This window comes from Spiroplasma apis B31 (assembly GCF_000500935.1).
Taxonomy (GTDB): domain Bacteria; phylum Bacillota_I; class Bacilli_A; order Mycoplasmatales; family Mycoplasmataceae; genus Spiroplasma_A; species Spiroplasma_A apis.
Window position 1 is genome coordinate 1,038,118 of sequence record NC_022998.1, and the last position, 26,005, is coordinate 1,064,122.

Here is a 26,005-nt window from a genome sequence, read left to right on the forward strand (position 1 = left end):
AGAAAAAGAGGGATCGTATGAAAATAGGAATATTGGTGGACTCTTCGTCAGGTATCTTAACGCAAGATCTTGTTGGTACAAACATTGATTTAATAAATCTACACATTATCAAACAAGATGAAGAAGATTTTATAGATACACCAGAAAATGTTGAGAAACACAAAGTGTTTGATGCAATAAAAAATAACGAAAAAATATCTACAAGCCAAGCTTCTCCAGGAGAATTGATGGTGAAATATGATGAAATGTTAGGAAAGTATGACCATATAATACATATAACAATAACACCTAACCTTTCAAGTATGCACGCAACAGCATATGGGGTGGCTAATGCTCCCGAATACAAGGGTAAAGTGTCTGTTTGAGATCATGGATTAGCAGCAAATGTAATCAAATCATTAGTTTTTAAGTTCAATGATATGATAAACAACAACGTCACAGATATAACTTTGTTTGAAAAAGAATTAAGATTATGAGAGAAAAAAACTTTAGTAGTAATTGTACCTGGTGATCTTTCGAAACTAGCAAAAAGTGGTCGTGGTAAGGCTGTGCTACTTGCCTTGATGAAGATGTTTAAAACAAAAGTTGCTATTCACTGATGTGGTAAACCGAAAAAAATAGCTATGGGTAGAACAGTAGCATCAGTATTAGAAAAGGTTGCTCAATATTTTAAAAAAACTTTGGGCAATCATTTAAAAATAACCTTTTTACACACACAAGAAACCTCAAATAAAATAATAACTCAGATAAAAAATGTCATGAGTGAAAATAAAATCGAATTTGACACAGACATAGTGCCCCCAATTTATGCTTGCCATGCTGGTGTAGATACTATTGGTTTCGTCGCTTATGACGAAAAATTATTTAAAAAATAAGGCTATTATTCAAATAATATACAAAAAAACACTCAGTACGGTAGTTAACCACGAGTGTTTTTTATATGCTTTTGCTTTTTAATATTTTTTTAAAGTTAAACAAATTAAATTTTAAACTAAATTTATATCCGATCAATAACTTAAATAAGTCTTTTTTAGTAAGTTACTTTACTAATTACTGATTTTCTATATTGGCAGGGGTAGCAGGACTTGAACCCACGACACTCGGATTTGGAGTCCGATGTTCTACCAACTGAACTATACCCCTAATAAAAAAACCTTCAGTTGAAGGTTGTATTCTATATTGGCAGGGGTAGCAGGACTTGAACCCACGACACTCGGATTTGAAGTCCGATGTTCTACCAACTGAACTATACCCCTATTTTTCAACCTTTTTATTATACATTAAATTAAAAAGATTGAAGACGATTTTTTAATTCTTACTACAATTTTTACAAGTGCCGTGCATTTCTAGTTTGAAATGATCGAGTTTCATATCAATAGATGAAGCTATTAAACTAAACTGTGAAAACAAATCATTAGTTAATGAAGAACTTTCAATATGTTCGAAACTACCGCACTCATGGCACTTTACATGTATAAGTTGTGGAGCAACTGCTTCATAAATAATTTGTTTCCCGTTGATAGTATTTGCAAAAAGTAAATGCATTTCAAGAAGTAAATCAACGTTATTATAAATAGACATCACATTAACTGACCCCATTTTATTTTCAACATCACTTACAAGTTCGTTAATTGTAAAATGCTTACTTGTTGCAACACATTCAAGAACTGCCAAACGAAGAGCAGTTAATTTAATTTTTTTTTCTTTGAAAATATTAACATATTCTTCATAAAGCTTTGTGTTCATTTTATTTTACCAATGCCTCTACTGTATTCAATAAATCCCCTACGGTTTTCATATTTAATAATTGATCGTCTGATAATGTTATATTTAATTTATCTTCTAAAATTATAACCATATCCATAAGGTCTAAGGAATCCAAACCCATTGACTTAAATTCACTTTCTTTAGTTATAGACCCTTTAGCACCTTTTTCAACAAGTGCTTTTTTTATTTCTTCAAAATAATTCATTTTATCACCTTTATAATTATATATTTATAATAGTATAATTTCAATCATATATTTTAGCTGCACCCTGATAAGTAGCTTTGATGCTTCGGGTTTTATTTGGTGAATCAATACTGAAAACTAGAGATATATTTTCGTTAGTGGGTCCAAGTTTTTGAAACTCTAACATAAAATAATACTTAAACAAGGTCAATACAAAATAAGTTTGTTCAAAATCAAAATCCAACATATACATTTTTTGATTTTCTTTGAAATCTATATTATGGTTGGTATTCACAAAATCTAGCTTTTCTGCTTCCTTATCTTTTCCGTCTATGGGTACTTCGGTATTATCATTTACAATATCAACGCTACTTGTTTTAATGAATTTTCAAATTATAAGCGAAGACGTAATAATTACAGCAACTACAATAAAAGTTGGTAAAAATATTTTAAAAAATTTGCTTTTCGTTTTCATTTATAAATTTCACCCCTTTATCTATATCCAATAAATCAACTTGTAATATCTGGTCTAGGGTATAATTCAACATGTAACTGAATTTCAAATCGGTATCTAACTCTTTAACTATTTTAAAAGTATCAATAAAATAAGAATCATTTTTCAAATTATTGCTCACAGCTATTTCTAAATCATTGAAGTTTATAAACCAAATATAAAATAACGGTCCTTTATATAGAGGATTTAATATAATGCCTTCGTGACCGCTTTCATCAAGTATAACTTTGTTCGTTTTGATATCTAATTTAGTCTTATCAATAGTTTCTATTGAAAAAGAATCCCCCTCGAAATTAACTTTGTCTTCTTTTCTCTTTATAGAATAATAGTTATCTAGGTTGTCATTGCCTTTTAGATAAGATGTACTTTTAACTTTTGAGAAAGTTGCAAAACTGTTAACATAACCATCCATTAGTCTATTAACTAAAACACCAAGTGAACTATTTTCAGTATCATCCTCTTTTATATAACTATTTTTAAAATCCAACTTCGTGTTGATTATATTTATATTATTTTTAGAATTAGTTATGTTCATTTCCCTTCGCAATAAATTGATATAGTGTGATCTTTTTTCATTTTCATAGTCCATATTTATATATGCAGATATGAAGTTGTGTTCTATAAGCATTGATGATTCTTTAAAACTTTTATGTTCAATGACAGGATGCCTATCTATAAAAATATTTCCTTTAACATCACCAACTAATGGCACATCTGTTGTAACAAAATAATGCAGACTAAAGGCTATTTGATTTAACAATGTTCACCCTAACTTTTCATACTCTATCAAAACCTCCGTGAACTCATAGACACTATAATTAGGTTTTTCGTCACCCCTTGAAATACTTCCGAATCTTATGATTATATTATCTTTGGGATCTGTTCAAAGCGGGACTAAACCTTTTTCACTTCTAACGTATAATTTTATTTCGGCATTATCTATAGATACCCTTCAATACTCATTTTTACTATTCTTTTCAAAAAAATCTTTGTTGTTTTCATACACCAAGTTTAATCTAACAAAAAGTTTAAAATACCTTTTATCTCCTTTATAAAATGACTCATTTATAAAGCAAACATCTAAGCTAACTTTACTTTCGGCAGCAGTTACAACAGAAATACTATTTTTTAGAACCGTCTTTTCTTCAATAGTAATTTCATCCTTTATTTCATAATTGATGTTATCACCCCCATTAATATACTCGTATAAAAACAAGAAAATATTCAACTTATAAATTATAAAGAGCAAAATAAAAAAAGCTCCTTAAAGCTTTTCATTTTTCTATTTAATGGGGCGTATAAAGGGAATTGAACCCTCGAATGCCGGGACCACAACCCGGTGCGTTAACCACTTCGCCATATACGCCGTTTGTGTTTTTCAACTTTATAATTATACTTAAAATTTTGATTTTTTAAAATATTTTAAGAATTTTTAGTGCCTAAAAAAATAAAAAAACAGTCTCTATGAAACTGTTTGAATATAATTCTCTAAGTATACATTATGTTAAAAAAAACATAAAATTATACAAGGAGAATTTTTTAAATGGCTAATTTAAAAGGAAACAAATCAAACATCCTAAATTTTGAGACTAAAAAAGAGTTGATTATCAAGCATTTTGATCAAAATTTATCTTATAAAGACCTATCAAAAATGTACAATATTTCATATTCAACAGTTAGAAGAATGTGTGTAGATTGAGAAGTTTTTGGTGATGAATCGCTTATTTCAAAAACTGGAAAACACAATAAGCACAACGGAAAGATTAGAATCAATTCAAAAGATCCAAAAGATAAGAAAATTGCAGAACTTAATAAAAAATTGAAATGATTAGAAATGGAGAATGAGGTTTTAAAAAAGTTCAATGAACTGATGGAGAATTCAGAAAAAAAATTATAAAGTATTACAAAACTATAGATAAATATAATAACAAATACACGGTTCTTTCTTTATGTAAATTATTTAATGTCACAAGAGCGAGTTATTATCGCTGATGTGGTAAAAATAAACCGGATTATGAAATAAAAATAGATATGGACTTAGCATATAAAATAAAAAATATATTCATGATAAACAATGGCATTTATGGTGCACCCAGAATAAAAATAATTTTAAATAATCAAGGCATAGTAGTAAGTCAATCTAAAGTTGCAAGAATAATGAAATTATTTAATTTATATTCAGTTATAAGAATAAAAAAGATGTATAGAAAACCGAAAGAAGTCAAAAAAATAACTTATGGTCCTAATCATGTTAATAGAAATTGATCTTTGTATTCAAAAAATGAGCTTTGAGTTACAGATATTACATATATACCTTTCAATAAAAAATTTGCATATTTAAGTGTTTTGAAAGACGCAAACACTGGATTCATAGTAGGTCATGAGGTATCTTTAAAAAATGACATAGATATTTACAGAAAAACACTTGAGAAAGCTTCGCTTCATAGACAAGATCTATCTAAGAAACTTATTATCCATTCTGATAACGGAAATCAATATACATCTATATTTGCAAAGCGTTATGCTAAAAAAAATAATATTATAATATCATTATCTAGACCAGGTAATTCTATTGATAATGGGATGTGTGAAACCTTTTTTTCATCATTAAAAGAAGAGTGAAAAATAAAACTAAAGCAGGATGAGTTTCTCAAGTTGAAATTAGCAATCGACAATTATATAGAATTTTACAATTATGAAAGAATAATGATTAAACACAAGAGCCCTCCAGCATATGCTTATTTAGATTTCAAATTATGAAAAAAAATACTTCAAACTTGGTTGAAGTATTCTTATAAAAAACATTTTGTATACTTGACAAAATATATTTACTATGAAACTGTTAGTATTTCTGGTTTTTCTAATATTTCTTTTAACTTGGATAAAAATCTCCCTGCTTCTGCTGCATCAATTATTCTTTGATCAACAGTTAGGGTAGTATTCATGATTGCTTTTATAGCCAACTTTTCATTGTCTATTACAACTGGCTTTTTAACAACCTTACCGACACCAATGACAGCGGCATTTGGATAAAATATAGTTGGAGTTGCTTGAATTGCACCAATATTACCATAGTTAGCAACTGTAATTGTGCTTCCTTCGGTCTCATAATTGTAAAGTTCACCAGATCTTAGTCTTTGTGTCATTTCTTTGATATCAATAGCAACTTCCTTTACTGATAGTTTTTCTACAAACTTAAGAACAGGTATTATTAAGCCTTCGCTTGTTTCAGTTGCCAATCCTATATTATGATATTTTTTTATCAGTATTTCATTACTTTCAGGGTCATAACTTGAGTTAAGTTTTGGATGTTCCTCTAATGCTATAGATATTGCTTTAGCAATAAAAGCTATTGTAGGAAACTTAATGTGATTTTGTGTTTGTTTTAACATATGTTTAAGTTTTAATATAGAAGACATATCTATTTCCGTTGAGATAGTTAAAGGTGGAATATAACTTTGACTAAGTATCATCGACTTAACAGCCGCGTTTCTATTCTCATTAACTTTCTTTCTGTGAACAACCTTGTTGATATCGGTACCTTCGTAATGAAGATGACCTAAATTATTTTTTGGTTTAGAACTCTCGAAATTCACAGTTTTCATATCACCGTAATTTTTTCTTTGTTTATCAATATAATCCAAATCTTTCTCATCTGAGTTTTTTATTTGTTTTGTGAACTCTTTAATCTCTGACTTTATTAGCTCTTTAATTTCATTAATACTTGTTTTTGGACCACCAGTATTCATATTTTGCATAAGATTCTGCATAATCATATATTGCATTAGTTGAGAGAAGGTGTCACTCCCGCCCCCTAAATGGATGCCATTATTAAGTTTTTGTGTGGCTGCTGCTAGTTGATTTTGTTGAATTAAAGTATTTTGCAATTCGTTTACTTGTTTTTTCAAGAAGTTTATTGTATTCTCTGCTTCTGACTCACCAGACAAATTTTTGAAATCTCCACCTTGTTTCAATAACTCTTTTAAAAGTTGTTGATACTCATTTTTTGTAGTTTTAGTTTTTTCTAATTGCTCTCTTCTTCTTTTTTTAGCTTTAAACTCACGATAAAGTTCTTCAAAGTCATCGCTTTCCGAATCAAAATCTTCTTCTAGATTATATGTTTGTGTATCGTTTAAAGGTTTTTCGCTACGCATATCAAGTTCATTAGTTTCATGCTTATATTTTTTTTGTTTATTTGATACTAACTCTTGCTCCTTTTTAAGGTCTCTATCTTCTGACTCGATTTCTCCCTCTTTATACGCTGTGTATAAATTTGAAGCGCGTAACCATGCCTCAAACTCTTTTTTTCCTTTTGGAGTTTTATTATATGGTATATAACTTGTCTCTCCGGTTCTACCATTTTGGTATGGTACATTTGCAAAAAACTCATTGGGGATTTTGCCGCCTCGCAAAGCTTCATAAAAAGGATTGTCGTTTTGAAATATTCCTTGCTCAACCGCTCTTCTTCTATCATCAATTATATTTCTCTCATCACGTTCTTTTATTAAATTCCAACGCTTGTTTATATCATATAAACTAGTCATTCTAGACTCAGCGTAACTTTTGTTTTTCTTAGCTTCAATTTCATTTACTAATTGAGAAGGATTTTTTTTAGGCATAACGAAACCATGATGTGTTGAAACATCATTTATATCTATTGGTTCATTATCAAATTCATCATTAGATTGAGTCGATGTTTGAGACACTGCACTTTCCTCCTCTTGAGAGATTGTTTTGTTAATGTTGCTAAGCTTTTGTTGTTGTTCATTAAAGGCTTTAACATCACCGCCTACTTCATTTAGTTTTTCCACTCTTGAGGCTATAATGTTTCTTAATATTAGCGGTCTTCCTTTTTCATCTACATTAGTCATAGCATTTACTGATTCATCAATCTCTTTTGTTTCTTTGAAGTTGTTTTCTTCTAAAAGTTTTTCTTTTCTAGCTTGAATCATCTGTCTGAACTTACTAGGTCCAGCGCCATCTGAGGCAAAGATATTTTCTCCATCTTTAGAAATGAGATCACTATTTTGCATTTTTAATAATTCTTCTTTGCTAAGGTCACCTAGGGTTTTGTTTTGTGGTGCATTTTTTACCGACTTCTTTATGTTCTCTCTAATTGCTGCAAATTTATCTTTTAGATGATTTTCTTTATTTTCAAGTTTCTCAAATTTATCTTTAGAATCCATCAAATCATCTTCTGAACTAGAAAATGGTGTGATAGCTTGATTATATTTGTCATACAAAACAGCCCCTGAGAACTCATCAGCGGGTGTACTTGCAGATTGGAATTTTGAATCGTCAATATTTTCTGGAAGATAAATTCCATCGACAACAGATTCTTCATAACCTTCTTTTGTAAAATGTCTATTTTTAAATTTTGAAATTTCTTTTTCACCAATGGCAATATTTGCAAGAATGCTCCCGTTTTTAACACTGCTTCCCAGTTTGATTGTTTTAACAATCATTCCATTATAATTGGACTTAATCTTTACTTCTCCACCTTCATCTAATTTGATTAAGGCAAAATCGTCCCCAAATGCTATGTGTTCTCCTGTAAAAAGTCATTCTACTACTCTTCCTTTTGATGGTAAATTTCTAGCCCTTAAATGTACCATATGAACCTCATTCCTTTTAATTATACCATTTTGGGTATATATTAATGTCACATAATATTATATATCATTCTATAGCGATTTTAAAAGTCTCCCTTAACGATTGCTATAAATGGGAACACCATTATTCAAAGTCCACACTTTAATAATCGAAGCTAATTTAATAATTTTGAATTATTTAGGTGTTTATCATTAATTTAGTGACGTGTTTTAACGGGTTTATAATAAAAGTTATTATGCATTGGTAGGAAACGATACGCCTAGTTTTTTCAAAATAAAACAACTATAATACTAATATGTAAAGGAGAAAATATGAACGATAAATTAAGAGCACAAGACAATTTCTATGATTATATTAATAAAAAATGAATAGAGGAGAATGACTTACCTGAAGGTTATGCTTCTTGGGGAAGTTTCGAAATATTGAGGAAAAAATCGATTGATGATATTAAAGATTTAATATTTGATATGAAAAATAAATCTGATAAAGCAAGTCGAGACCAAAAACTAATAATTAATTTGTTTAATAATTATTTAAACAAAGATTTTAGAAATAAAGAAGGTTTAAAACCTATAGAAAATATTATTAAAGATATTGATAACCTAAAAAGTAAGGAAGAATTTACCAATTTCTTGATTAAAATGTTTGACAAGTATAGTTTATCTTTCTTTCATTTAAAGAGCGTTGATGCCGATTACAAAAATAGTAATTTAAGAGCACTTATGATAGGTTCAATGGACTTGGGAATGAGTGATCGAGATTTTTATGAAACAACACATCCAAGACACAAAGATATCAAAGAAGCTTATAAAATCTATATAGATAATTTATTAAAGGTATCAAAAATTAGTTTTAAAACTAAAAACCTTTTTGAATTAATATATAACTTTGAATATGAAGTATCTAGAAGTATGTTACGTAGAGAAGAATTTAGAGTACCAGAAAATATATATAACATTTTTACAATTGATGAATTGAATAATGTGTGTTCATTCATCGATTGAAGTAAATATTTGAGTGAAACTGGTTACGATAAAGCAAGCAAAATAATTGTTACTGAACCGAATTACTTAAAAAAACTAAATGAGTTGCTGGCAACTTTATCAGTTGAAGACTTAAAGGATATTTTAACTTTCAAGGTTATAGCAGGATTTTCTTCATTGACTTCTGATGAGCTATACGATATTAACTTCCAATACTCTACAATATTCACAGGTGTAAAAGAAAAACGTCCAGAAATAGAAAGAGCTGTTGAGTTTGTAAATAATAGTTTAGGGGAGTTATTAGGTAAAGAGTATGTGAAAAAACATTTCTCAGAAGATGCAAAGAACGATGTTCTAGATATAGTTAAAAAATTAATAAAAGTGTACTCAAAAAGAATACAGGACTTAACTTGAATGACAGATACTACAAAGAAAAAAGCATTAGAGAAATTAAATAATTTCACCATTAAAATTGGTTACCCTGATAAGTTCGAGAATTTTGATGATGTAGAAATTAAAACTTATGAAGAGGGTCATTCATTGATTGATAATATTCAAGCAATAAAAAAACATTTTGTGAAAAAAGAGCTTGACGAAATTAATGACCCGGTGGATAAAGAAAAATGGTATATGTACCCTCAAACTGTTAACGCTTACTATAGTCCGTCTTCAAATGAAATTTGTTTCCCGGCAGCGATACTTCAAAGTCCTTTTTATGATATTAACGAGTCTAGAGCAAAAAATCTTGGTGGGATCGGTGCTGTAATAGGTCATGAAGTAAGTCATGGATTTGATGATGAAGGTGGTAAGTTTGATAAAGATGGGAACCTTAATAATTGATGATCAGAAGAAGATTATAAACAATATAATAACTTAACTAAAAAACTAGTTGAACAATATAATTCTTATAAAATTAAAGATTCAAATGTCAATGGTACTTTAACCTTAGGTGAAAATATAGGTGACTTAAGTGGTTTAGCCGCTGCATTGGACATTTGTCTTGAAGAATGCCCAAACGACCTTAAAACTTTTTTTGAAAGCTTTGCATTTATTTGAAGAAGAAAGTCTACTGATGAACTGAAAAATACTAGGTTACTTGTCGACCCTCACTCTCCTGAAGAGTTTAGATGTAATGGAGTTTTGGTTAATATAGACAAATTCCATGAAGTGTACCAAACAAAACCTGGTGACGGGATGTATAAATCTCCAGAAGATCGAATAAAAGTTTGATAATCAAATAAAAAAATGCCTTAGCTTGAACTAGTAAATATATTTTGTCAAGTATACAAAATGTTTTTTATAAGAATACTTCAACCAAGTTTGAAGTATTTTTTTTCATAATTTGAAATCTAAATAAGCATATGCTGGAGGGCTCTTGTGTTTAATCATTATTCTTTCATAATTGTAAAATTCTATATAATTGTCGATTGCTAATTTCAACTTGAGAAACTCATCCTGCTTTAGTTTTATTTTTCACTCTTCTTTTAATGATGAAAAAAAGGTTTCACACATCCCATTATCAATAGAATTACCTGGTCTAGATAATGATATTATAATATTATTTTTTTTAGCATAACGCTTTGCAAATATAGATGTATATTGATTTCCGTTATCAGAATGGATAATAAGTTTCTTAGATAGATCTTGTCTATGAAGCGAAGCTTTCTCAAGTGTTTTTCTGTAAATATCTATGTCATTTTTTAAAGATACCTCATGACCTACTATGAATCCAGTGTTTGCGTCTTTCAAAACACTTAAATATGCAAATTTTTTATTGAAAGGTATATATGTAATATCTGTAACTCAAAGCTCATTTTTTGAATACAAAGATCAATTTCTATTAACATGATTAGGACCATAAGTTATTTTTTTGACTTCTTTCGGTTTTCTATACATCTTTTTTATTCTTATAACTGAATATAAATTAAATAATTTCATTATTCTTGCAACTTTAGATTGACTTACTACTATGCCTTGATTATTTAAAATTATTTTTATTCTGGGTGCACCATAAATGCCATTGTTTATCATGAATATATTTTTTATTTTATATGCTAAGTCCATATCTATTTTTATTTCATAATCCGGTTTATTTTTACCACATCAGCGATAATAACTCGCTCTTGTGACATTAAATAATTTACATAAAGAAAGAACCGTGTATTTGTTATTATATTTATCTATAGTTTTGTAATACTTTATAATTTTTTTTCTGAATTCTCCATCAGTTCATTGAACTTTTTTAAAACCTCATTCTCCATTTCTAATCATTTCAATTTTTTATTAAGTTCTGCAATTTTCTTATCTTTTGGATCTTTTGAATTGATTCTAATCTTTCCGTTGTGCTTATTGTGTTTTCCAGTTTTTGAAATAAGCGATTCATCACCAAAAACTTCTCAATCTACACACATTCTTCTAACTGTTGAATATGAAATATTGTACATTTTTGATAGGTCTTTATAAGATAAATTTTGATCAAAATGCTTGATAATCAACTCTTTTTTAGTCTCAAAATTTAGGATGTTTGATTTGTTTCCTTTTAAATTAGCCATTTAAAAAATTCTCCTTGTATAATTTTATGTTTTTTTTAACATAATGTATACTTAGAGAATTATATTCATAGCTTGAACTAGGGCATTTTTTTATTGTCTTTATTTTGTAAACTTTCAATAATTTGCTCATACCTTTTGTAATCATTGTTTGAAATAAGGACTCCTTTTTTCACAAGTTTTTGCAATCTCTTAGCTTCCCTTAAGTTATGTTTTACGAAACTCCTATCCATTGTGCTAAGAGTATTTAATAGATCATTCAACGCTTCTTTATTCCGCTTCGCTTCTAATCGAGTTTTGCTTTTTTGCAATCTTTCGTTAACTCGTGTTTTTTTAAGCTCGCTCTTATATTCCTCTAACTTCTTTTTTCTCTCTGTTTTACTAAGAGTTTTTAAAGAAGTTTTTCAGTTTCTCAACTCAGTATTTGTATGTATTAATAATATTTTTAAATAAAACATCATATTTTTCTTGTTTAACTTTTCGATTTTTATTCTATAATCGTGTTCTTCTTTTGAAAGAAGATTCTCATTTATATCATGTCAACGATAAAACTTTTTGTTATTTCAATTTAAATAGAACAATTGTGCAGTGATAACAATTGCACTAATGCAAAAGCAAGCTAAAGCAAAAATCAGAATTGCGTGTGTTTGGGAAATATTATTAGTTGGGAATCAAACATTACCATTTACATCTTTTAAAGTATAGTTAGTATGCAAATTCATAAACCAATACGGAAATCACATTTGAGAAGTATAGGGATTGGCATTTTGAATTGAACCTGCTTTATCTCCAAATATTTTTTCCCAACTGCTAACTCAGTGACCATTGTTATAAGTATATATATTCGAGAAGAATTTTGGTCCGTATAACCTGAATCTATATTCTCCACGAATCATGGCGTAACAAAGATAACCTAATGGGTAAAGAGTTATCCCATACATTGATAATTTACCATGTTCTCGGAAACTATAATAATAGTCACCAGAAGATATCATGAAATAATAAATCATTATAGAAGGAATTATCAAGTGTAGGATAATTGTTGAAACTCAATTAGCTTTTTGATAAGACCCAAACTCATCTTTTGATGAGACTAAACCAAGTCAAAAAACAAACATAGTAGTTGTAATATATACTGTGATAGCAAGTTCGATACCGAATGGAGGTTTTTTATTATACGCTTCCTTTAAGCACAATGCAAAAATTAAGTAAAAAACAACTAAATAATTTGATTGAGTAGTAAAGAAAGAGTAATATATATTCAATCTTTCTATTGTCGGTAAACTTGATACATTTTTTTTAGGAATATATATTTGAAATAAAAAATCAAGTATCAAAAACGCAATCATAAAAATTAAAAGAACCATTTTTATTGAAAACTCTAAATTTCTATTTATCTTCACATTTACGTACTCCTTTACTTTTGCTAAAAATTATTCTTGAAGAAAGCTAATTTCACTAAACTAATATAAAAATTATACACCTAGATATATATTTTAACGAATGAACAAATAAAATTACAAGCCTTACAAAAGAAAAAACTCAGCAACCTGAGTTTCTTATTTTATAAAAATTTTAAAGTTTCCTTGCAAATCATTAACTCTTCATCAGTACGCATTTTGAGTATTTTGTATAATGATTTAGCCGATGATATTTCTAAATGTTCATCATAAGATTTTAAATTTTGATCTTCATCTATATCCAACGGTATGATGTTAATTTTGTCTATTACTCCGCTTCTTACATCTGCAGCATTCTCGCCAATTCCAGCTGTAAACACAATTGCATCAACACTCCCGTTTAACTGATTTGTATACTTAATGATGAAATCAGCAATTTTTTGCGTATATAAATCTAATGCCATTGTGGCTTGTTTGTCTCCATTTTGAATGGCTTCTGTTATGTCTCTCATATCACTAGATATTCCCGAAAGACCTAATATACCAGACTTTTTGTTTAGTATGTCAGTTATCTCTTCAACATTCTTGTCCAACTGTTTAGCCATATATTGTAAAATTGATGGATCAATGTCACCGGTTCTTGTTCCCATTATAAGACCTGCTAGGGGTGTTAAACCCATAGTTGTATCAAAAGATTTACCCTCTTTAATACAACACATGCTAGCACCGTTACCTAAATGGCATACAATTAAGTTTAAATTTTCCTTATCTTTTTTTAATACCTCGGACATTTTTTCGGTTATATATTGATAACTAATTCCGTGAAAACCGTATTTTCTTAGGGAGAAATCTTTAAATCAAGAATAGGGAGTTGCATATAAATAGTTTTCTCTTGGCATAGTTTGATGAAAAGCGGTATCAAAACAACCCACAAGTTTTGCCCTACCCAGTTTCTTTTCAAAAGCTGTAATTGCTGTGAGAGCCCCAGGGTTATGTAATGGTGCTAGTTTGATATTTTCCTCGATTATTTTTTTATTTTCTTCTGTAAGTTCAACAGATCTTAAAATCTTATTTCCACCATGAACTACTCTGAAACCAATTCCCTTTATATCATCAAAATCTTTTATTAAGTTTAACTCTTTGAATCTTACTAGTATAGATTGAACAGCATCGTCGTGATTTTTCATTGAATCATCGAATTCAAACTTATCGGTTTTTGTTTTGATAATCAACCTACCATCAACATTAATTCTTTCTGCTATCCCCTCTACTATAGATATAGGATTATTTAAGTTTGAAGTATCAAAAAGCTTAAACTTTATAGAACTACTTCCTGCATTTACTATTAAAATCATTAATTAATTTCTCCATTTCTTTGTAAGGCTTGAAAAAGTGTTACTATGGATGTTTCATATATATCCTGAAATGTGGCTCCTCTTGAAAGATCATTTACAGGCTTATTCAAACCTAATATAAAGGGGCCGGATGCTTTGTATCCTCCCATTCTTTGTGCGATTTTATAGCCAATATTCCCAGAATTTAGGTCTGGAAAAACCATAACATCCGGTTTTTCTTTAGTAATTTTTGAGCATGAATATTTTTTATCTCTTACCTTTTTTACATAGGCGGAATCGAATTGCATTTCACCATCAAAAATAAAATCATTATTGGTTTTTTCATTCAATATATTGACAGCCTCTTTTACTTTCTCTACCATTTGACCACTACCAGATGAATTAGTTGAGTAACTTAATAAGGATACCTGGACATCCTTAACGTTCATATCTTTAGCAAAGTTTGCGGCCATAACAGAAATCTCAGCAAGCTGTCTTGGTGATGGGTCTACATTTAATGCACAATCAGTAAAGATTATTTGTTCTTCGTCTTTTGAAAGAATAAGAACTGAAGAAGCAATAGAATAACTATCAGAAGTTTTTATGATTTGTAATGTAGGTCTTAAAGTATCTGCAGTAGTGTAACTCAAACCACAAACCATACAATCAGCCTCTCCTAACTTAACAAGTAATGCTCCAAAATAATTTCTTTTTGTAACTAAATTTAATGCTTCTTCTTCTGTAATCTTTCCTTTTCTTATCTCCATTAAGAGATTAACCATAGACTTGTCAACTTCTCCAACGATATAAGTTTTTATTTTGCTATTTAAAGTACTAGGTATTTCATTCTTATTGTCGTAAAGCAATATAACATTTGCAAGTTCTTCTTCTATAATTTTGTTTGCCACTTGAACTATCTCTGTTTCTGTTCCCTCAGGAAAAACGATAGTCTTTTTATTTTTATTTTTTTTTATTAAAACGTTTAAGTCACTTATAGAATACATTTATTTTCTCCTTACTTATATTTATAATCGTTAATTTCTTTCAAACGTGTCGAAGAAATTTCTCTTTTGTTTGTATCAGCTATAAACAAGATTGTTTCTAAATCATGAAATATTTTTTTATTCGCATCTGCTAATTCTATTTCATAGTCAAGGTCACTTTTATCTCTTATTCCTCTAATTAAGTAGTTTACACCTAAGTTCCGGGCAAATTCACCCGTCAAAACATCCTTGTTTTCTAAAACTATACAATTCCCCAAACCTTTTACACTTTCTTCTATTTGAGATCTTCTACTCGAAAGGTTAGGGTTTGTATTTTTAAAAATGTTTTTAGTTATTACAATATAGACAACTTCAAAAAGCTTGCAGGCTTTTTTTAACACCTCTAAATGTCCTTCATGAAAAGGGTCAAAACTACCTGGGTAAATTGCTTTCATTAACTCACTCTCCTATATTTACTTTATTTTAAGACAAATATAGGAAAAAACTTTTTTATTATAAAATTTAGGTAAAATTATATTGTTTCGGAGGAAATTATGAGACTTTTAATGATTGATATTGGAAATACAACTGTTGATATTAGATTGTGAGACTCAGAAACCAACATTACTAGCGAGGTATTCAAAGCATTATCTAAAAGTAATGAATACCGTTCTTCAAATATTATTATCAAAAAAATAGAAAGCTTAAAACTTTCTTTTGATGCTGTAATATACGTTTCAGTGGTACCTCAATGAAACGATGTTGTTAGAGCACTAGCACATAAGAAAAAAGTTAAATTATATAATGTTAGAGAAGAAAAGTTAGTTACAAACGAGACTTTTTTAGTAGACGACGTTAGAAGAATTGGTGCTGACTTTATTGCTAATTATTTTGGAACCCTTAATAGTTACAACTATAAAAATTTTATTATCGTATCAATGGGTACCGCGACAACTTTATCGATTATTAATGATAAGAAATTTGTTGGTACAACAATTTCACCAGGTCTGGAATCAGGGATGAAAGGATTAATTCAAAATTGTGCATTATTAGAGAAACAAGATTATACATTATCTAACTTAAATTTTGGAAAAAACACATTTGACGCTATAAGTGTCGGAACCTATAACGGCCATTATTTAATGGTAAAAGGGCTTCTAAAAGAACTTACCAATTTCATGAATATTGATGGTGTTATATTTACGGGCGGATACGCCCTAACATATAAGAAAAATATCGAAACGGATAAGTTCATATATGACGAATCACTCATTTTTAAGGGTCTTATATCAATCTTCTTGAGTCTCAACAAAAAGTAAAATTATAAAATTTATAATTAAAGATTATAAATTTTATAATTTAGTATATAATTTTATCAGGAGGAATTAATAATGAAAAAAGAACACAATGTTCCAGAACATAGCAATGAAGAGAAATTAAAAGATCATTATCATGGAAAACATCACTTTGACTCTAAAGGTCAACACGATGATATTGAAGATAAGGATTTTGCTTTCATAAACACTTTATTAATTACTGGTAAACGAAATATGATATACAAACTTGTACTAGCAGGTTTTTTTATGGCCTTGGCATTTATTTGTACTATCTTAGACGGGTATATAGGAGAAAAGTTTTTAAGTATCCCTACTCCTGCGGGTATGATAAGTGTGCGTTACTTAGATGTGACAATCATAATATTATCTATTGGTAGTTTAGGACCAGTAATATCAAGCTTAGTAGCATTTGTTGTCCCTTATGTACATTTCGCTGTTCATTCGGAACACAGTATTTACTCAATAGTCTTAGATTCATTTGGATATGTCTTACTTATATGGCTAATGTGAACATTTTATTATGTAATATCAAGGAATTCATACTACCATAAAGACCCTGTTAAAAAGAAAGACTTGTTTAAAAGATGAATGCCAATTATACCGTTTGTGCTAATTAGTTCGGCAATATTCGCATTTATAGTTGTTTTATCACTTTATTTGAGTGAAATAACAGGTGCTGAAGGTCACGATCACGAAGGTCACGATCACGAAGGTCACGATCACGAAGGTCACGATCACGAAGGTCACGATCACGAAAATGAAGTTAATTGGGATTCATTTAAACAAAAATACTTTATTACATTTATAGTATTTTTCTTTATTGAGGTTTTAAGATTTACAATAGTTTACGTCTTATATGCAGCAATAGAACCTAAATTAAAATTATTGAATCATAAATATAGATAAACATCAAAAAAACACTTCTCGGAGTGCTTGAAGATGTTTTTTTTTATTATAAAAATTTTTAGCATTTCAGTAGATTAAGTACTTAAAAAATACGCCTATCTGGGCGTATTATTACAAAAGCTTTATTCTATTTATCTTTCCCTAACTTTTTAATGGGTTTTCCATAATATGCATCTAAATAAATATTTTTGATATCTTCTATCAAGGGGTATCTTGGATTAGCACCAGTACATTGGTCGTCAAATGCATCCTCTGCCATACTATCCAATGATTCTAAGAATTTGTTTTCGTCTACTCCATACATTTTAAAAGATGAATGTAACTCTACTTCTTTTGTTAATGATTGTATGGCCATTATTAATCCGTCAACTAGTTCCTCATTAGTTTTACCATTAATATTTAAATGTCTTGCCATTTTAGCATACTTCTCAAGAGAGTTTTGTGTTTCGAACTGAGAGAAATAAGTTTGTTTTCCGCCATCTATAATACAACCAGCATTATATCTTATTACATAGGGTAGTAAGATTGCATTTGCTGCGCCATGGACAACACCGTGGTAACCTCCAACTTTATGTGATAAAGAGTGAACAATTCCTAAGAAAGCATTTGCAAATGATATCCCAGCAAAAGTTGCACCGTTCATAACCTTCTCACGCGCTTCTCTATCATTTGTTCCGTTATGATAAGCTCTAGAAAAATAGTTTAATATATTTTGAGCACCTTGTACGGCGTAACCATCAGTGTAATCCGTAGCCATAATTGATACATAGGCTTCCATACAATGAGTCAAAGCATCTAATGCAGGTGCATTCGTTGCGTTTTTTGGTACTGACAATGTTAATTCAGGGTCAATGATTGCCATTTGCGGTGTTAATGAATAATCAGCCAAAGGATATTTTTTATGATTTTTATCATCAGTGATTACAGAAAATGGTGTGACTTCTGAACCAGTTCCAGATGTTGTGGGTATACAAATCATCTTAGCTTTTTTTCCTGTGTTTGGATACTTAACAATTCTTTTTCTTATGTCTGCAAATGTTAATGATAATTCAGCAAAGTTTAGTTTATCGCCATCATTTTCATACATCAATCACATTAGTTTAGCGGCATCCATTGATGAACCACCACCAAAGCCAATGATAACATCTGGTGCAAATAGTGCCATTTCTTTTGCACCTGCCTCAGTTGTAGAAAGCATTGGATTTGGTTCAACCCTATCAAAAATAGCATATTTTATTTTCATTGTGTCTAATACAGAAGTTATTTTTTTACCATATAATTGATTAATGATTTTGTCTGTTACTATATAAACTTTCTGAGTCCCTCATTCTTTAAGATCTTCAAGTGCAACACTTAGTGAACCAAACTTATGATAGATTCTCTCAGGTATTCTTAACCATTGCATATTATCCCTTCTTTCTACAACAGTTTTGATATTTAATAAGTTTAAAGGACCTACATTTTCAGAGAACGAATTGCCCCCGTGAGTACCACAACCAAGTGTTAAACTTGGCTCTAAACCAAAGTTATACATATCTCCAATTCCTCCGAATGCAGATGGTTGATTTATAAGCAATCTACCAGGGTTCAAAGTTTTAAAAAGCTCGAGTGATTTTTTTTGCTTGTTTAAGTCTGTTCATAACGAAGCTGTATGACCAGGACCCATCTTTAATATGTCCCTAGCTTTTTCAACGGCACTTTCTATATTATTTGCTTTATAGATTGAAGCATAGGTTGATAATTTCTCATGAGCCAACGCTTCTTTGTAAGAAGTGTCTTCCGCTTCAACCAGAATAAATCTAATATTTTTTGGAATTTTAATACCAACAAGTTCAGCTACTTTTTGTGCGTTTTGCCCCACTAATTCAGAGTTAAGTAGACCAAATTTACCTTCTTTGAACATTGCTTTTCGAAACTTTTGTTTTTCTTCTTCAGTTCTTACTATATAAGTATTTTTACTTTCAAATGACTTAATAACTTTTTCGTATATAGTATCTATAACTATCAAGGAATTCTCAGTAGCACAAACAACCCCGTTATCAAAAGTATTAGATTGAATAATTGATGATGTAGCCATATCGATATTGGCAGTATCATCTATAATGGCTGGTGCATTTCCTGAACCAACACCAATTGCAGGTACCCCAGAACAGTATGCTGATTTCACCATACCCGGACCTCCGGTTGCTAAAATAATATTTGAATTTTTCATAACATACTCAGTTTTTTCTAATGAAGGTTCATCTACTCAACCAATAAAGCCTTTTGGTGCACCGGCTTTTATTGCTGCCTCTAAGACTATTCGGCTGGCTTCAATCGTACTTCTTTTAGCACCTGGATGTGGTGAAATAATGATACAATTTCTAGTTTTGATTGCTAACAAACACTTAAAAATGGCAGTAGATGTTGGGTTTGTAGTAGGTATAACAGCACCTATCACTCCTATTGGTTCATATACTTTCTCGATACCAAGACTATTATCAGAGTAAAATGTACCTACAGTTTGTAAATCTTTAAATTTATTATAGATGAACTCACTTGCATAATGATTTTTTAATATTTTGTCTTCAATAATACCCATACCAGTTTCTTGCTTTGCCATTTTTGCTAAAGCAATTCTGTTTTCATTAGCCGCAATAGCAGCTGCCTTGAATATTTTGTCGACTTTCTCCTGAGAGAAAGATGAAAACTCTTCGTAAGCTTTTTGTGCTTCCTTGAATATTTTAGATAACTTTTCCATTTGCATTATCCTTCATTAAGTAAGATCCCTTACTTATCCTTCCATAATAATTATGACACTTCCTGATAAATACTACCGCTTTATTTTAAAAAAATAGAACTTTTTCCAAAGTAAAAAAAACTATAGGATAATTAAAGTTAAAAAAACACCTTTGTAAGGTGTTCATATGCGCATATGATATTGTATATTAACGTTTTGAGAATTGAGGCGCTCTACGAGCTCCATATAAACCATACTTTTTACGTTCTTTAACACGAGCGTCACGAGTTAACAAGCCTTTGCTTCTTAGTTCTGCTTTGTAATCCTTACTTGCCTCTAAAAGTGCTCTTGCTATACCTAAACGGGCCGCTCCAGCTTGACCTGTGAAACCTCCACCTTTAACCATAACTCTAATTGAAAAGTCTTCTTTTGTTCCAGTTGCCACAAGTGGTAATTCCATTTCTTGTACTAATGTTGCGTATGGGAAAAAGTCTAGAGCTTTTAAGCCATTAACGATTATTTCACCATTTCCAGGAGTTAAAATAACTTGGGCAACAGAAGATTTTCTTCTACCTGTACCTCTGTACATTGCTTCATTTTTCTTTATTGCCATTATTTATTATCTCCTTTTTTTGAACTTAACACTAAAACTTCTGGATTTTGTGCCTGATGTGGATGTTCTGGGCCTGCATAAACATGCAATGCACGATACTGGTTTGAACCTTGAACATTTTTTGGTAACATTAGACGAACAGCTCTTTCCACAATTCTTTCTGGAAACAATTGACGTTGAGTTTTAACATTTCTTGATTTCAATCCACCTGGGTGCATTGAGTGATGATAATAATTCTTGTCATTTTCTTTTTTTCCAGTTAAGACTACTTTTTCAGCATTTATAACAATTACATGATCTCCATTATTGATGTGTGGTGTAAAAGTTGGTTTGTGTTTTCCTCTTAATATTGTTGCAACCTCAGTAGATAATCTACCTAAAATTGCATCAGTTGCGTCAACTACATATCACTTTTTGGCAATGTCTGCCGTTTTAATTAGTGTAGTTTGTTTCATGTGCTTTTTTCTCCTTCGCTTCCGGGGCTAGTGAGTAAGCAAATATATTATATATTATTTTTTAAATTTTTGTATAATTAGGTATTAAAAACTGAGTAAAAACAATAAAAAAAAACGCTTTTGCGTTTTTTTGTAGTCGTTGTAGCTATCATATATTATGCAGTTTTCCCTTATTACACTATGGAATTATTCAAAAAAACTGCAGCAATACATACTACCTACTGATTTATTAGACGTTATATAATTCAAAACGACTACATTTATATTTTACACAAACAAATCAATTAATATGTAATTTTATACAAAATTAGTCCCCTTGGGTCTGCAATGTATGGGAGTTTATTAGCTTCCTTATTAAGGACTTTGATTATATCTGATTTCTCAATCTTGTTTAATGCATATGCAAATGCTGCTCCAAGGATCATCCTAATTTGATATCTTATGAAACCTTTCGCTACAAACTCAATTGTATAAATGTCCTTTGAAAACTTTAGTGTTATATCTTTTATTTCACGTTTAGTATTTATTACATCGGCCTCTAACTTTGTTAGACCTGAAAAATTGATAAAATCGTGCTCTCCAATAAATAACTTTAATGCTTCGTTTAGTTTTTCGAAGTTTAAGGGTCTCTTTGGAACATAATAAAAGCGGTCTTCAAAAACCGATCTTTTATTAGTTTTGATAATGTATTTATATATTTTTTCTTTACAGTTTCTTACCTTAAAAGAAGCGTCCACAGATTCAAAGTCCTTAATCATTATTCCGAGTGGTAATGAACTATTTATAGCTCTTATAAAACCAGGAAAAATGGGTTTAAAATCTAGTTCTATTCAAACTTTTTGGTCCTTTGCGTGTACTCCAGAATCTGTTTTAGAAGCCCCGACTAGTCTAAAACTCGTACCTTTTGTAACTTTGAAGATAGCTTTTTCTAAAGCTCCTTGTATTGTTTTTTGGTTTGATTGTTTTGCTCATCCACAAAAATCTGTTCCATCATATTCTAAGGTGAAAACATAGTAATTCTTCATTAAATATCAAGTATTTTATCTAGTCTTGGCATTTTAATCACATTTAGAACATCAAAGTAACCATGACTATAGATGAATAAAAATACTATTATAGACATAACAGATATGAAAATAAATCAATCTCAAATTCTAAATTTCACTTGGCGATATCTGGTTCTTTTTGCGTGTGGATCATATCCTCTTGAGTCCATTGCGTATGCTAGGTCTTCAGCCTTTTGAAACGCTGAAACTAATAATGGTATTATTAAAGACGTCATTGACTTGACTTTATCCGCTAATTTACCATTTTTAAAATCTATCCCCCTAGAGGATTGTGCTTTCATTATCCTTCCAGCCTCATCGATTAGCGTTGGTATCATTCTTAAAGCAATCGAAATGATTGTAGAAAATATATAAACTGGTATACCAATTAACTTTAGTGGTCACAATAAGTCTTCAATTGCTAATGTCAACTCTAATGGTTGTGTGGTTCCAGTCAAAATAGTGGTTAAAGTTATCATCAAGAATATTCTTAATGTCATATATGAAGCTCTATAAAATGCTTTTTCAGATATATAAATTTTTTTTCAATTAAAAATATATCCGGACTCATTAGACTCACCTCATCTTGCGCTTTGAGAGAGCATTTTTCAATCAATGTTTTCAGAAGCTAAGGGTGCTAACATAAAAAAATTAATTAAAATCAACACAATAAAGATAAACAATATCGGGGTAAATAATTTTCACAGCATTTTAAAATTTAGTTTACTTACGAAAAACAATCCCATAATTAGAGTACCGGCTATTGCAAAACCCGTAAAACCAATTTTAAGAAAAATAATAACAATAAGACAAAGAATCATGAAAAGTTTAATTCTTGGATCCATTTTATGAATTATAGAGTTATGTGGCATGTATCTACCAAAAACCATTCTCATACTATTTTCCCCCTAATTTTGTTCTAGATTCTTTTATTGCAAGTGCTAATTCCTTAATTGTTCTAAATTCCTTTGCGGTAATGTCAATTCCCTTTTCTTTAAGACCATGAGCCACTTTATATAATTTAGGTGGTTCTATTTCAATCTTTTCAAGCAATTCCTTGTTTGAAAAGATTTTAAATGGGGAATCCTTTGCAATAACCCTACCTTTATGCATCACAATAACTTCATCAGCGATCTGCAATACATGGTCCATGTTATGGGTAACTATAACAATTCTTTTTTTCTTTTCTTTATTCAAGTTGTAAAATAAACGCATAAAGTCTTCTTCACCTTGCGGGTCTAAACCACCAGTAGGCTCATCTAATACCAATGTGTTTCCGTCCATAGCAATTATCCCTGCAATAGCCACTCTTCTTTTTTGACCACCAGATAAGTCGAATGGACTTCTTTTTGCGTAATCAGTTGGCAAATCAACCATCTTAAGTAGATCTGGTACTTTTTTCAAACTTTCTTCTTTGTCTGCTCCAAGGTTTATAGGTCCAAAGGCGATGTCTTTTTCAATTGTATCTTGAAATAGTTGGTACTCAGGAAATTGAAATACTAAACCAACTTCTCTTCTCAAGTCTTTAACTTCTTTAATTTTTTTAGTTGAAGCTAAAATTGGGTAATTCCCAACGATTGTACGTCCGGTTTCTGTTGTTATTAAACCATTAGTCAACTGAATTAGGGTTGATTTACCTGAACCTGTCATTCCAATTACGGCTGTTATTTTACCCTTTTGTATTGTTAAATTAGTTCCGTTAAGTGCTCGAAACTCAAAAGGTGTATTGATACCGTAAGTAAATGAAACGTTTTCTAACTTAATTTCACCCGAGAAATCAAAATACGTATTTTTAGCTTTCGCAAGTTTTTTCTTGTAAGACTTTTTATCGCTATTAGTTTTTGTTTCGAGGTTATTATATCAACTTCTTACTTCATTTACTCTTTCTGGAGTGTTTTGTAAATCTGCCTTCTTGTAATCTTTCAACTCTTTTTGATATTCTTTTTGTTTAGATAAGTCACTCTTAATATTAGCTATTATTTCTTTGTGTTTTTGTTTTCTTATTTTAGTTTGTTTTTTTTGATTGATAGCTAATTCACGAACATGATTTTTGTATTTTGTTTTTGAAGCTTTTTTTTCAACTATTAGTTTTGCTTTCTCTTCGGGTGTAGCATCTCTTAATTTTGACATATTTTATTCACTAACTCCTCTAAGTTATTACTATGCTCTAGCTTTATTCCTAGCTCCTCAAGAGCCTCTTCAACCTGAGCAACAAAAGGAATATCTAGGTGTATTGAACGGAGAAAATCTTTGTCGGCCAGAATTTCCTTTGGAGAACCAAATTTTACCAGTTCCCCTTTATTCATAACCATTACTTTATCCGCATTAAGAATTTCATCCATATCGTGCGTAATCGAAAAGATAGTTTTCTCTCTTGTGTTTTTTAATTCAACCATTATATTTTTTACTTCTGTTTTTCCTTTTGGATCTAACATACTTGTAGCTTCATCAAAAATTAATATATCTGGTGAAAGAGCTAAGGCAGATGCGATAGCAACTCTTTGTTTTTGTCCTCCCGACAACATTAGTGGCTCGTGATCTAAGAATTCATGCATATTTACTTTTTTAGCGGACGCCTCGATGATGTCACCCATTTTTGATGGTGCCATTCTTCTATTTTCCAAACCAAAAGCAATATCATCTCTAACTGTTGATCCTATAAACTGGTTATCAGGGTTCTGAAAAACAATTCCTAAAAATTTTCTTGCTATATTTATGTTACTTCCAGTAACTCTATTTCCATAAATATCTATGCTCCCAGCTGTTGGTTGCAAAACACCAATAATTATTTTTGAAAGGGTTGATTTACCACTCCCGTTATGTCCAATTATAGTTACATAATCCCCGTGTTTTACTTCTAAACTAACTTCCTTAACAGCCAATGGGTAGTCTTCACGATATTTAAAAGAAACATTAGTTAATTTAAGTGCGATGTCACTTAATTTAGTTAACTCTCCACTATGACCTCGGTCTTTTATTGCATTTTTGGCTTCTTTGTAAATGTATTGAGCTGTCTTATAATGTTCATAGCTTTTTCAATATTCTTCGCTGCCTTTTTTATGCTTATTAAGTTTTTGTGCTTCCATTTTGAAATTATCCAAAAATATTTTAGTGTTAGCAAAGTTTTTAAACTCAGTTTTCATATTTTTATATTCGAGTTCATATTTTTTTACAAAATCTTTATCAACATCTCTTTTTGCATATTTTGCCTTTGCCACAATTACTCTTTGACTTGAACGAACTAATTTATCATTGTATTCGTTTAGTTTTAATTTAAAATCGTTTAAATCTTTAGTTGTCAAAACTTTCATTACTTCAACATTACTATTTTCCATAAATTTAGTCCTTTCATACATTTTTGATTATATCAAATATGTTAACAAAATAAATTATATTTTATATAATTTAGAGTTAAAATCAAGTATATTTTGTAATATAATTAAAAATTAAGCTTTTAACCAACTCTATTTTATACTAATTTTACACTTATTGGTTTATAATATCTGCTAAAAAGGTAGGTATTAATATCTCACAAACTACTTATTTTAAAAGAGGTATTCATTATGTTAGGAACTAAGAACGTATATAATTAAAAAAAAGAT

Annotated in this window: 23 protein-coding genes, 3 tRNA genes and 1 pseudogene; 6 read left to right on the forward strand and 21 right to left on the reverse strand. The window is 30.0% G+C overall.

Features of this window, described 5'->3' with window-relative positions; genetic code table 4:
• Window positions 1–17 precede the first annotated feature (17 nt).
• Entirely contained in the window at window positions 18–875 is an 858-nt protein-coding gene (locus SAPIS_RS04485) for a DegV family protein (RefSeq protein WP_023790088.1), read from the forward strand.
• Between the two features lie 192 nt (window positions 876–1,067).
• Here the strand turns inward: SAPIS_RS04485 and SAPIS_RS04490 are convergent.
• The 7 genes from SAPIS_RS04490 to SAPIS_RS04520 form a co-directional block, all read right to left on the reverse strand.
• Window positions 1,068–1,143 (reverse strand) — tRNA-Trp (locus SAPIS_RS04490).
• A 37-nt stretch (window positions 1,144–1,180) separates the two neighbouring features.
• Window positions 1,181–1,256, reverse strand: a tRNA-Trp gene (locus SAPIS_RS04495).
• A 52-nt stretch (window positions 1,257–1,308) separates the two neighbouring features.
• Entirely contained in the window at window positions 1,309–1,746 is a 438-nt protein-coding gene (locus SAPIS_RS04500) for a Fur family transcriptional regulator (RefSeq protein WP_023790090.1), read from the reverse strand.
• 1 nt (window position 1,747) lies between these two features.
• Window positions 1,748–1,972 carry an acyl carrier protein gene (locus SAPIS_RS04505; RefSeq protein ID WP_023790092.1) on the reverse strand — a complete coding sequence of 75 codons (225 nt, stop codon included), beginning with the start codon at window positions 1,970–1,972 and terminating at the stop codon, window positions 1,748–1,750.
• A 16-nt stretch (window positions 1,973–1,988) separates the two neighbouring features.
• Window positions 1,989–2,426 (reverse strand): hypothetical protein, encoded by a 438-nt coding sequence (locus SAPIS_RS04510; RefSeq protein ID WP_023790094.1) that lies wholly within the window; start codon window positions 2,424–2,426, stop codon window positions 1,989–1,991.
• Complete coding sequence (locus SAPIS_RS04515) at window positions 2,401–3,714, reverse strand: hypothetical protein (RefSeq protein ID WP_023790096.1); 1,314 nt, start codon at window positions 3,712–3,714, stop codon at window positions 2,401–2,403. Before SAPIS_RS04515 ends, SAPIS_RS04510 begins: the two co-directional genes overlap by 26 nt.
• A gap of 41 nt (window positions 3,715–3,755) precedes the next feature.
• Window positions 3,756–3,831 (reverse strand) — tRNA-His (locus SAPIS_RS04520).
• 177 nt (window positions 3,832–4,008) lie between these two features.
• Here SAPIS_RS04520 and SAPIS_RS04525 point away from each other — a divergent pair.
• Together SAPIS_RS04525 and SAPIS_RS05555 are read left to right on the forward strand one after the other, a co-directional pair.
• Window positions 4,009–4,362: a helix-turn-helix domain-containing protein gene (locus SAPIS_RS04525; RefSeq protein ID WP_023789092.1), complete on the forward strand. Its 354-nt coding sequence runs from the start codon at window positions 4,009–4,011 to the stop codon at window positions 4,360–4,362.
• Window positions 4,290–5,189, forward strand: a pseudogene (locus SAPIS_RS05555) (IS3 family transposase); the annotation flags it as partial. The gene SAPIS_RS04525 and the pseudogene SAPIS_RS05555, both read left to right, overlap by 73 nt.
• Window positions 5,190–5,296: 107 nt before the next feature.
• Here the strand turns inward: SAPIS_RS05555 and SAPIS_RS05520 are convergent.
• Complete coding sequence (locus tag SAPIS_RS05520) at window positions 5,297–8,080, reverse strand: 2-oxo acid dehydrogenase subunit E2 (protein ID WP_023790098.1); 2,784 nt, start codon at window positions 8,078–8,080, stop codon at window positions 5,297–5,299.
• Window positions 8,081–8,389: 309 nt separating this feature from the next.
• On the opposite strand from SAPIS_RS05520, the gene SAPIS_RS04535 reads away from it, so the two are divergent.
• On the forward strand, window positions 8,390–10,294 hold the full coding sequence (locus tag SAPIS_RS04535) for a M13 family metallopeptidase (protein ID WP_023790100.1): 1,905 nt from the start codon (window positions 8,390–8,392) through the stop codon (window positions 10,292–10,294).
• A 27-nt stretch (window positions 10,295–10,321) separates the two neighbouring features.
• On the opposite strand, the gene SAPIS_RS04540 is transcribed toward SAPIS_RS04535, so the two are convergent.
• The 6 genes from SAPIS_RS04540 to coaD all read right to left on the reverse strand — a co-directional run bounded on the left by SAPIS_RS04540 (window position 10,322) and on the right by coaD (window position 15,782).
• On the reverse strand, window positions 10,322–11,332 hold the full coding sequence (locus SAPIS_RS04540) for an IS3 family transposase (RefSeq protein ID WP_041612627.1): 1,011 nt from the start codon (window positions 11,330–11,332) through the stop codon (window positions 10,322–10,324).
• Window positions 11,260–11,613 carry a helix-turn-helix domain-containing protein gene (locus tag SAPIS_RS04545; protein WP_023789092.1) on the reverse strand — a complete coding sequence of 118 codons (354 nt, stop codon included), beginning with the start codon at window positions 11,611–11,613 and terminating at the stop codon, window positions 11,260–11,262. The genes SAPIS_RS04540 and SAPIS_RS04545 overlap by 73 nt, the downstream gene beginning before the upstream one ends.
• Window positions 11,614–11,690: 77 nt before the next feature.
• Window positions 11,691–13,013 carry a Pr6Pr family membrane protein gene (locus SAPIS_RS05245; protein ID WP_023790104.1) on the reverse strand — a complete coding sequence of 441 codons (1,323 nt, stop codon included), beginning with the start codon at window positions 13,011–13,013 and terminating at the stop codon, window positions 11,691–11,693.
• A 161-nt stretch (window positions 13,014–13,174) separates the two neighbouring features.
• Window positions 13,175–14,365 carry an acetate kinase gene (locus tag SAPIS_RS04555; protein WP_023790106.1) on the reverse strand — a complete coding sequence of 397 codons (1,191 nt, stop codon included), beginning with the start codon at window positions 14,363–14,365 and terminating at the stop codon, window positions 13,175–13,177.
• Window positions 14,365–15,348 carry a phosphate acetyltransferase gene (pta, locus tag SAPIS_RS04560; protein WP_023790108.1) on the reverse strand — a complete coding sequence of 328 codons (984 nt, stop codon included), beginning with the start codon at window positions 15,346–15,348 and terminating at the stop codon, window positions 14,365–14,367. Before pta ends, SAPIS_RS04555 begins: the two co-directional genes overlap by 1 nt.
• 11 nt (window positions 15,349–15,359) lie before the next feature.
• Window positions 15,360–15,782: a pantetheine-phosphate adenylyltransferase gene (gene coaD, locus SAPIS_RS04565; protein WP_023790110.1), complete on the reverse strand. Its 423-nt coding sequence runs from the start codon at window positions 15,780–15,782 to the stop codon at window positions 15,360–15,362.
• A gap of 99 nt (window positions 15,783–15,881) precedes the next feature.
• On the opposite strand from coaD, the gene SAPIS_RS04570 reads away from it, so the two are divergent.
• Together SAPIS_RS04570 and SAPIS_RS04575 are read left to right on the forward strand one after the other, a co-directional pair.
• Window positions 15,882–16,646 carry a type III pantothenate kinase gene (locus SAPIS_RS04570; protein WP_023790113.1) on the forward strand — a complete coding sequence of 255 codons (765 nt, stop codon included), beginning with the start codon at window positions 15,882–15,884 and terminating at the stop codon, window positions 16,644–16,646.
• A 72-nt stretch (window positions 16,647–16,718) separates the two neighbouring features.
• Complete coding sequence (locus SAPIS_RS04575; protein ID WP_023790115.1) at window positions 16,719–17,570, forward strand: hypothetical protein; 852 nt, start codon at window positions 16,719–16,721, stop codon at window positions 17,568–17,570.
• Window positions 17,571–17,697: 127 nt separating this feature from the next.
• Here SAPIS_RS04575 and adhE read toward each other — a convergent pair whose 3' ends face one another.
• The 7 genes from adhE to SAPIS_RS04610 all read right to left on the reverse strand — a co-directional run bounded on the left by adhE (window position 17,698) and on the right by SAPIS_RS04610 (window position 25,738).
• Window positions 17,698–20,316 (reverse strand): bifunctional acetaldehyde-CoA/alcohol dehydrogenase, encoded by a 2,619-nt coding sequence (gene adhE / locus SAPIS_RS04580; RefSeq protein ID WP_041612628.1) that lies wholly within the window; start codon window positions 20,314–20,316, stop codon window positions 17,698–17,700.
• 181 nt (window positions 20,317–20,497) lie between these two features.
• Window positions 20,498–20,902: a 30S ribosomal protein S9 gene (gene rpsI / locus SAPIS_RS04585; RefSeq protein WP_023790119.1), complete on the reverse strand. Its 405-nt coding sequence runs from the start codon at window positions 20,900–20,902 to the stop codon at window positions 20,498–20,500.
• Window positions 20,902–21,357 (reverse strand): 50S ribosomal protein L13, encoded by a 456-nt coding sequence (gene rplM, locus SAPIS_RS04590; protein WP_023790121.1) that lies wholly within the window; start codon window positions 21,355–21,357, stop codon window positions 20,902–20,904. Before rplM ends, rpsI begins: the two co-directional genes overlap by 1 nt.
• A 284-nt stretch (window positions 21,358–21,641) precedes the next feature.
• Entirely contained in the window at window positions 21,642–22,382 is a 741-nt protein-coding gene (gene truA / locus SAPIS_RS04595; RefSeq protein WP_023790123.1) for a tRNA pseudouridine(38-40) synthase TruA, read from the reverse strand.
• The gene (locus SAPIS_RS04600; RefSeq protein WP_407636229.1) at window positions 22,382–23,248 is read right to left on the reverse strand and encodes an energy-coupling factor transporter transmembrane component T family protein; all 867 of its coding nucleotides are present in this window, start codon (window positions 23,246–23,248) and stop codon (window positions 22,382–22,384) included. Before SAPIS_RS04600 ends, truA begins: the two co-directional genes overlap by 1 nt.
• A 52-nt stretch (window positions 23,249–23,300) precedes the next feature.
• On the reverse strand, window positions 23,301–24,167 hold the full coding sequence (locus tag SAPIS_RS04605; protein ID WP_041612764.1) for an energy-coupling factor transporter ATPase: 867 nt from the start codon (window positions 24,165–24,167) through the stop codon (window positions 23,301–23,303).
• A 353-nt stretch (window positions 24,168–24,520) separates the two neighbouring features.
• Complete coding sequence (locus SAPIS_RS04610) at window positions 24,521–25,738, reverse strand: energy-coupling factor transporter ATPase (protein WP_023790129.1); 1,218 nt, start codon at window positions 25,736–25,738, stop codon at window positions 24,521–24,523.
• Between the last annotated feature and the right edge of the window lie 267 nt (window positions 25,739–26,005).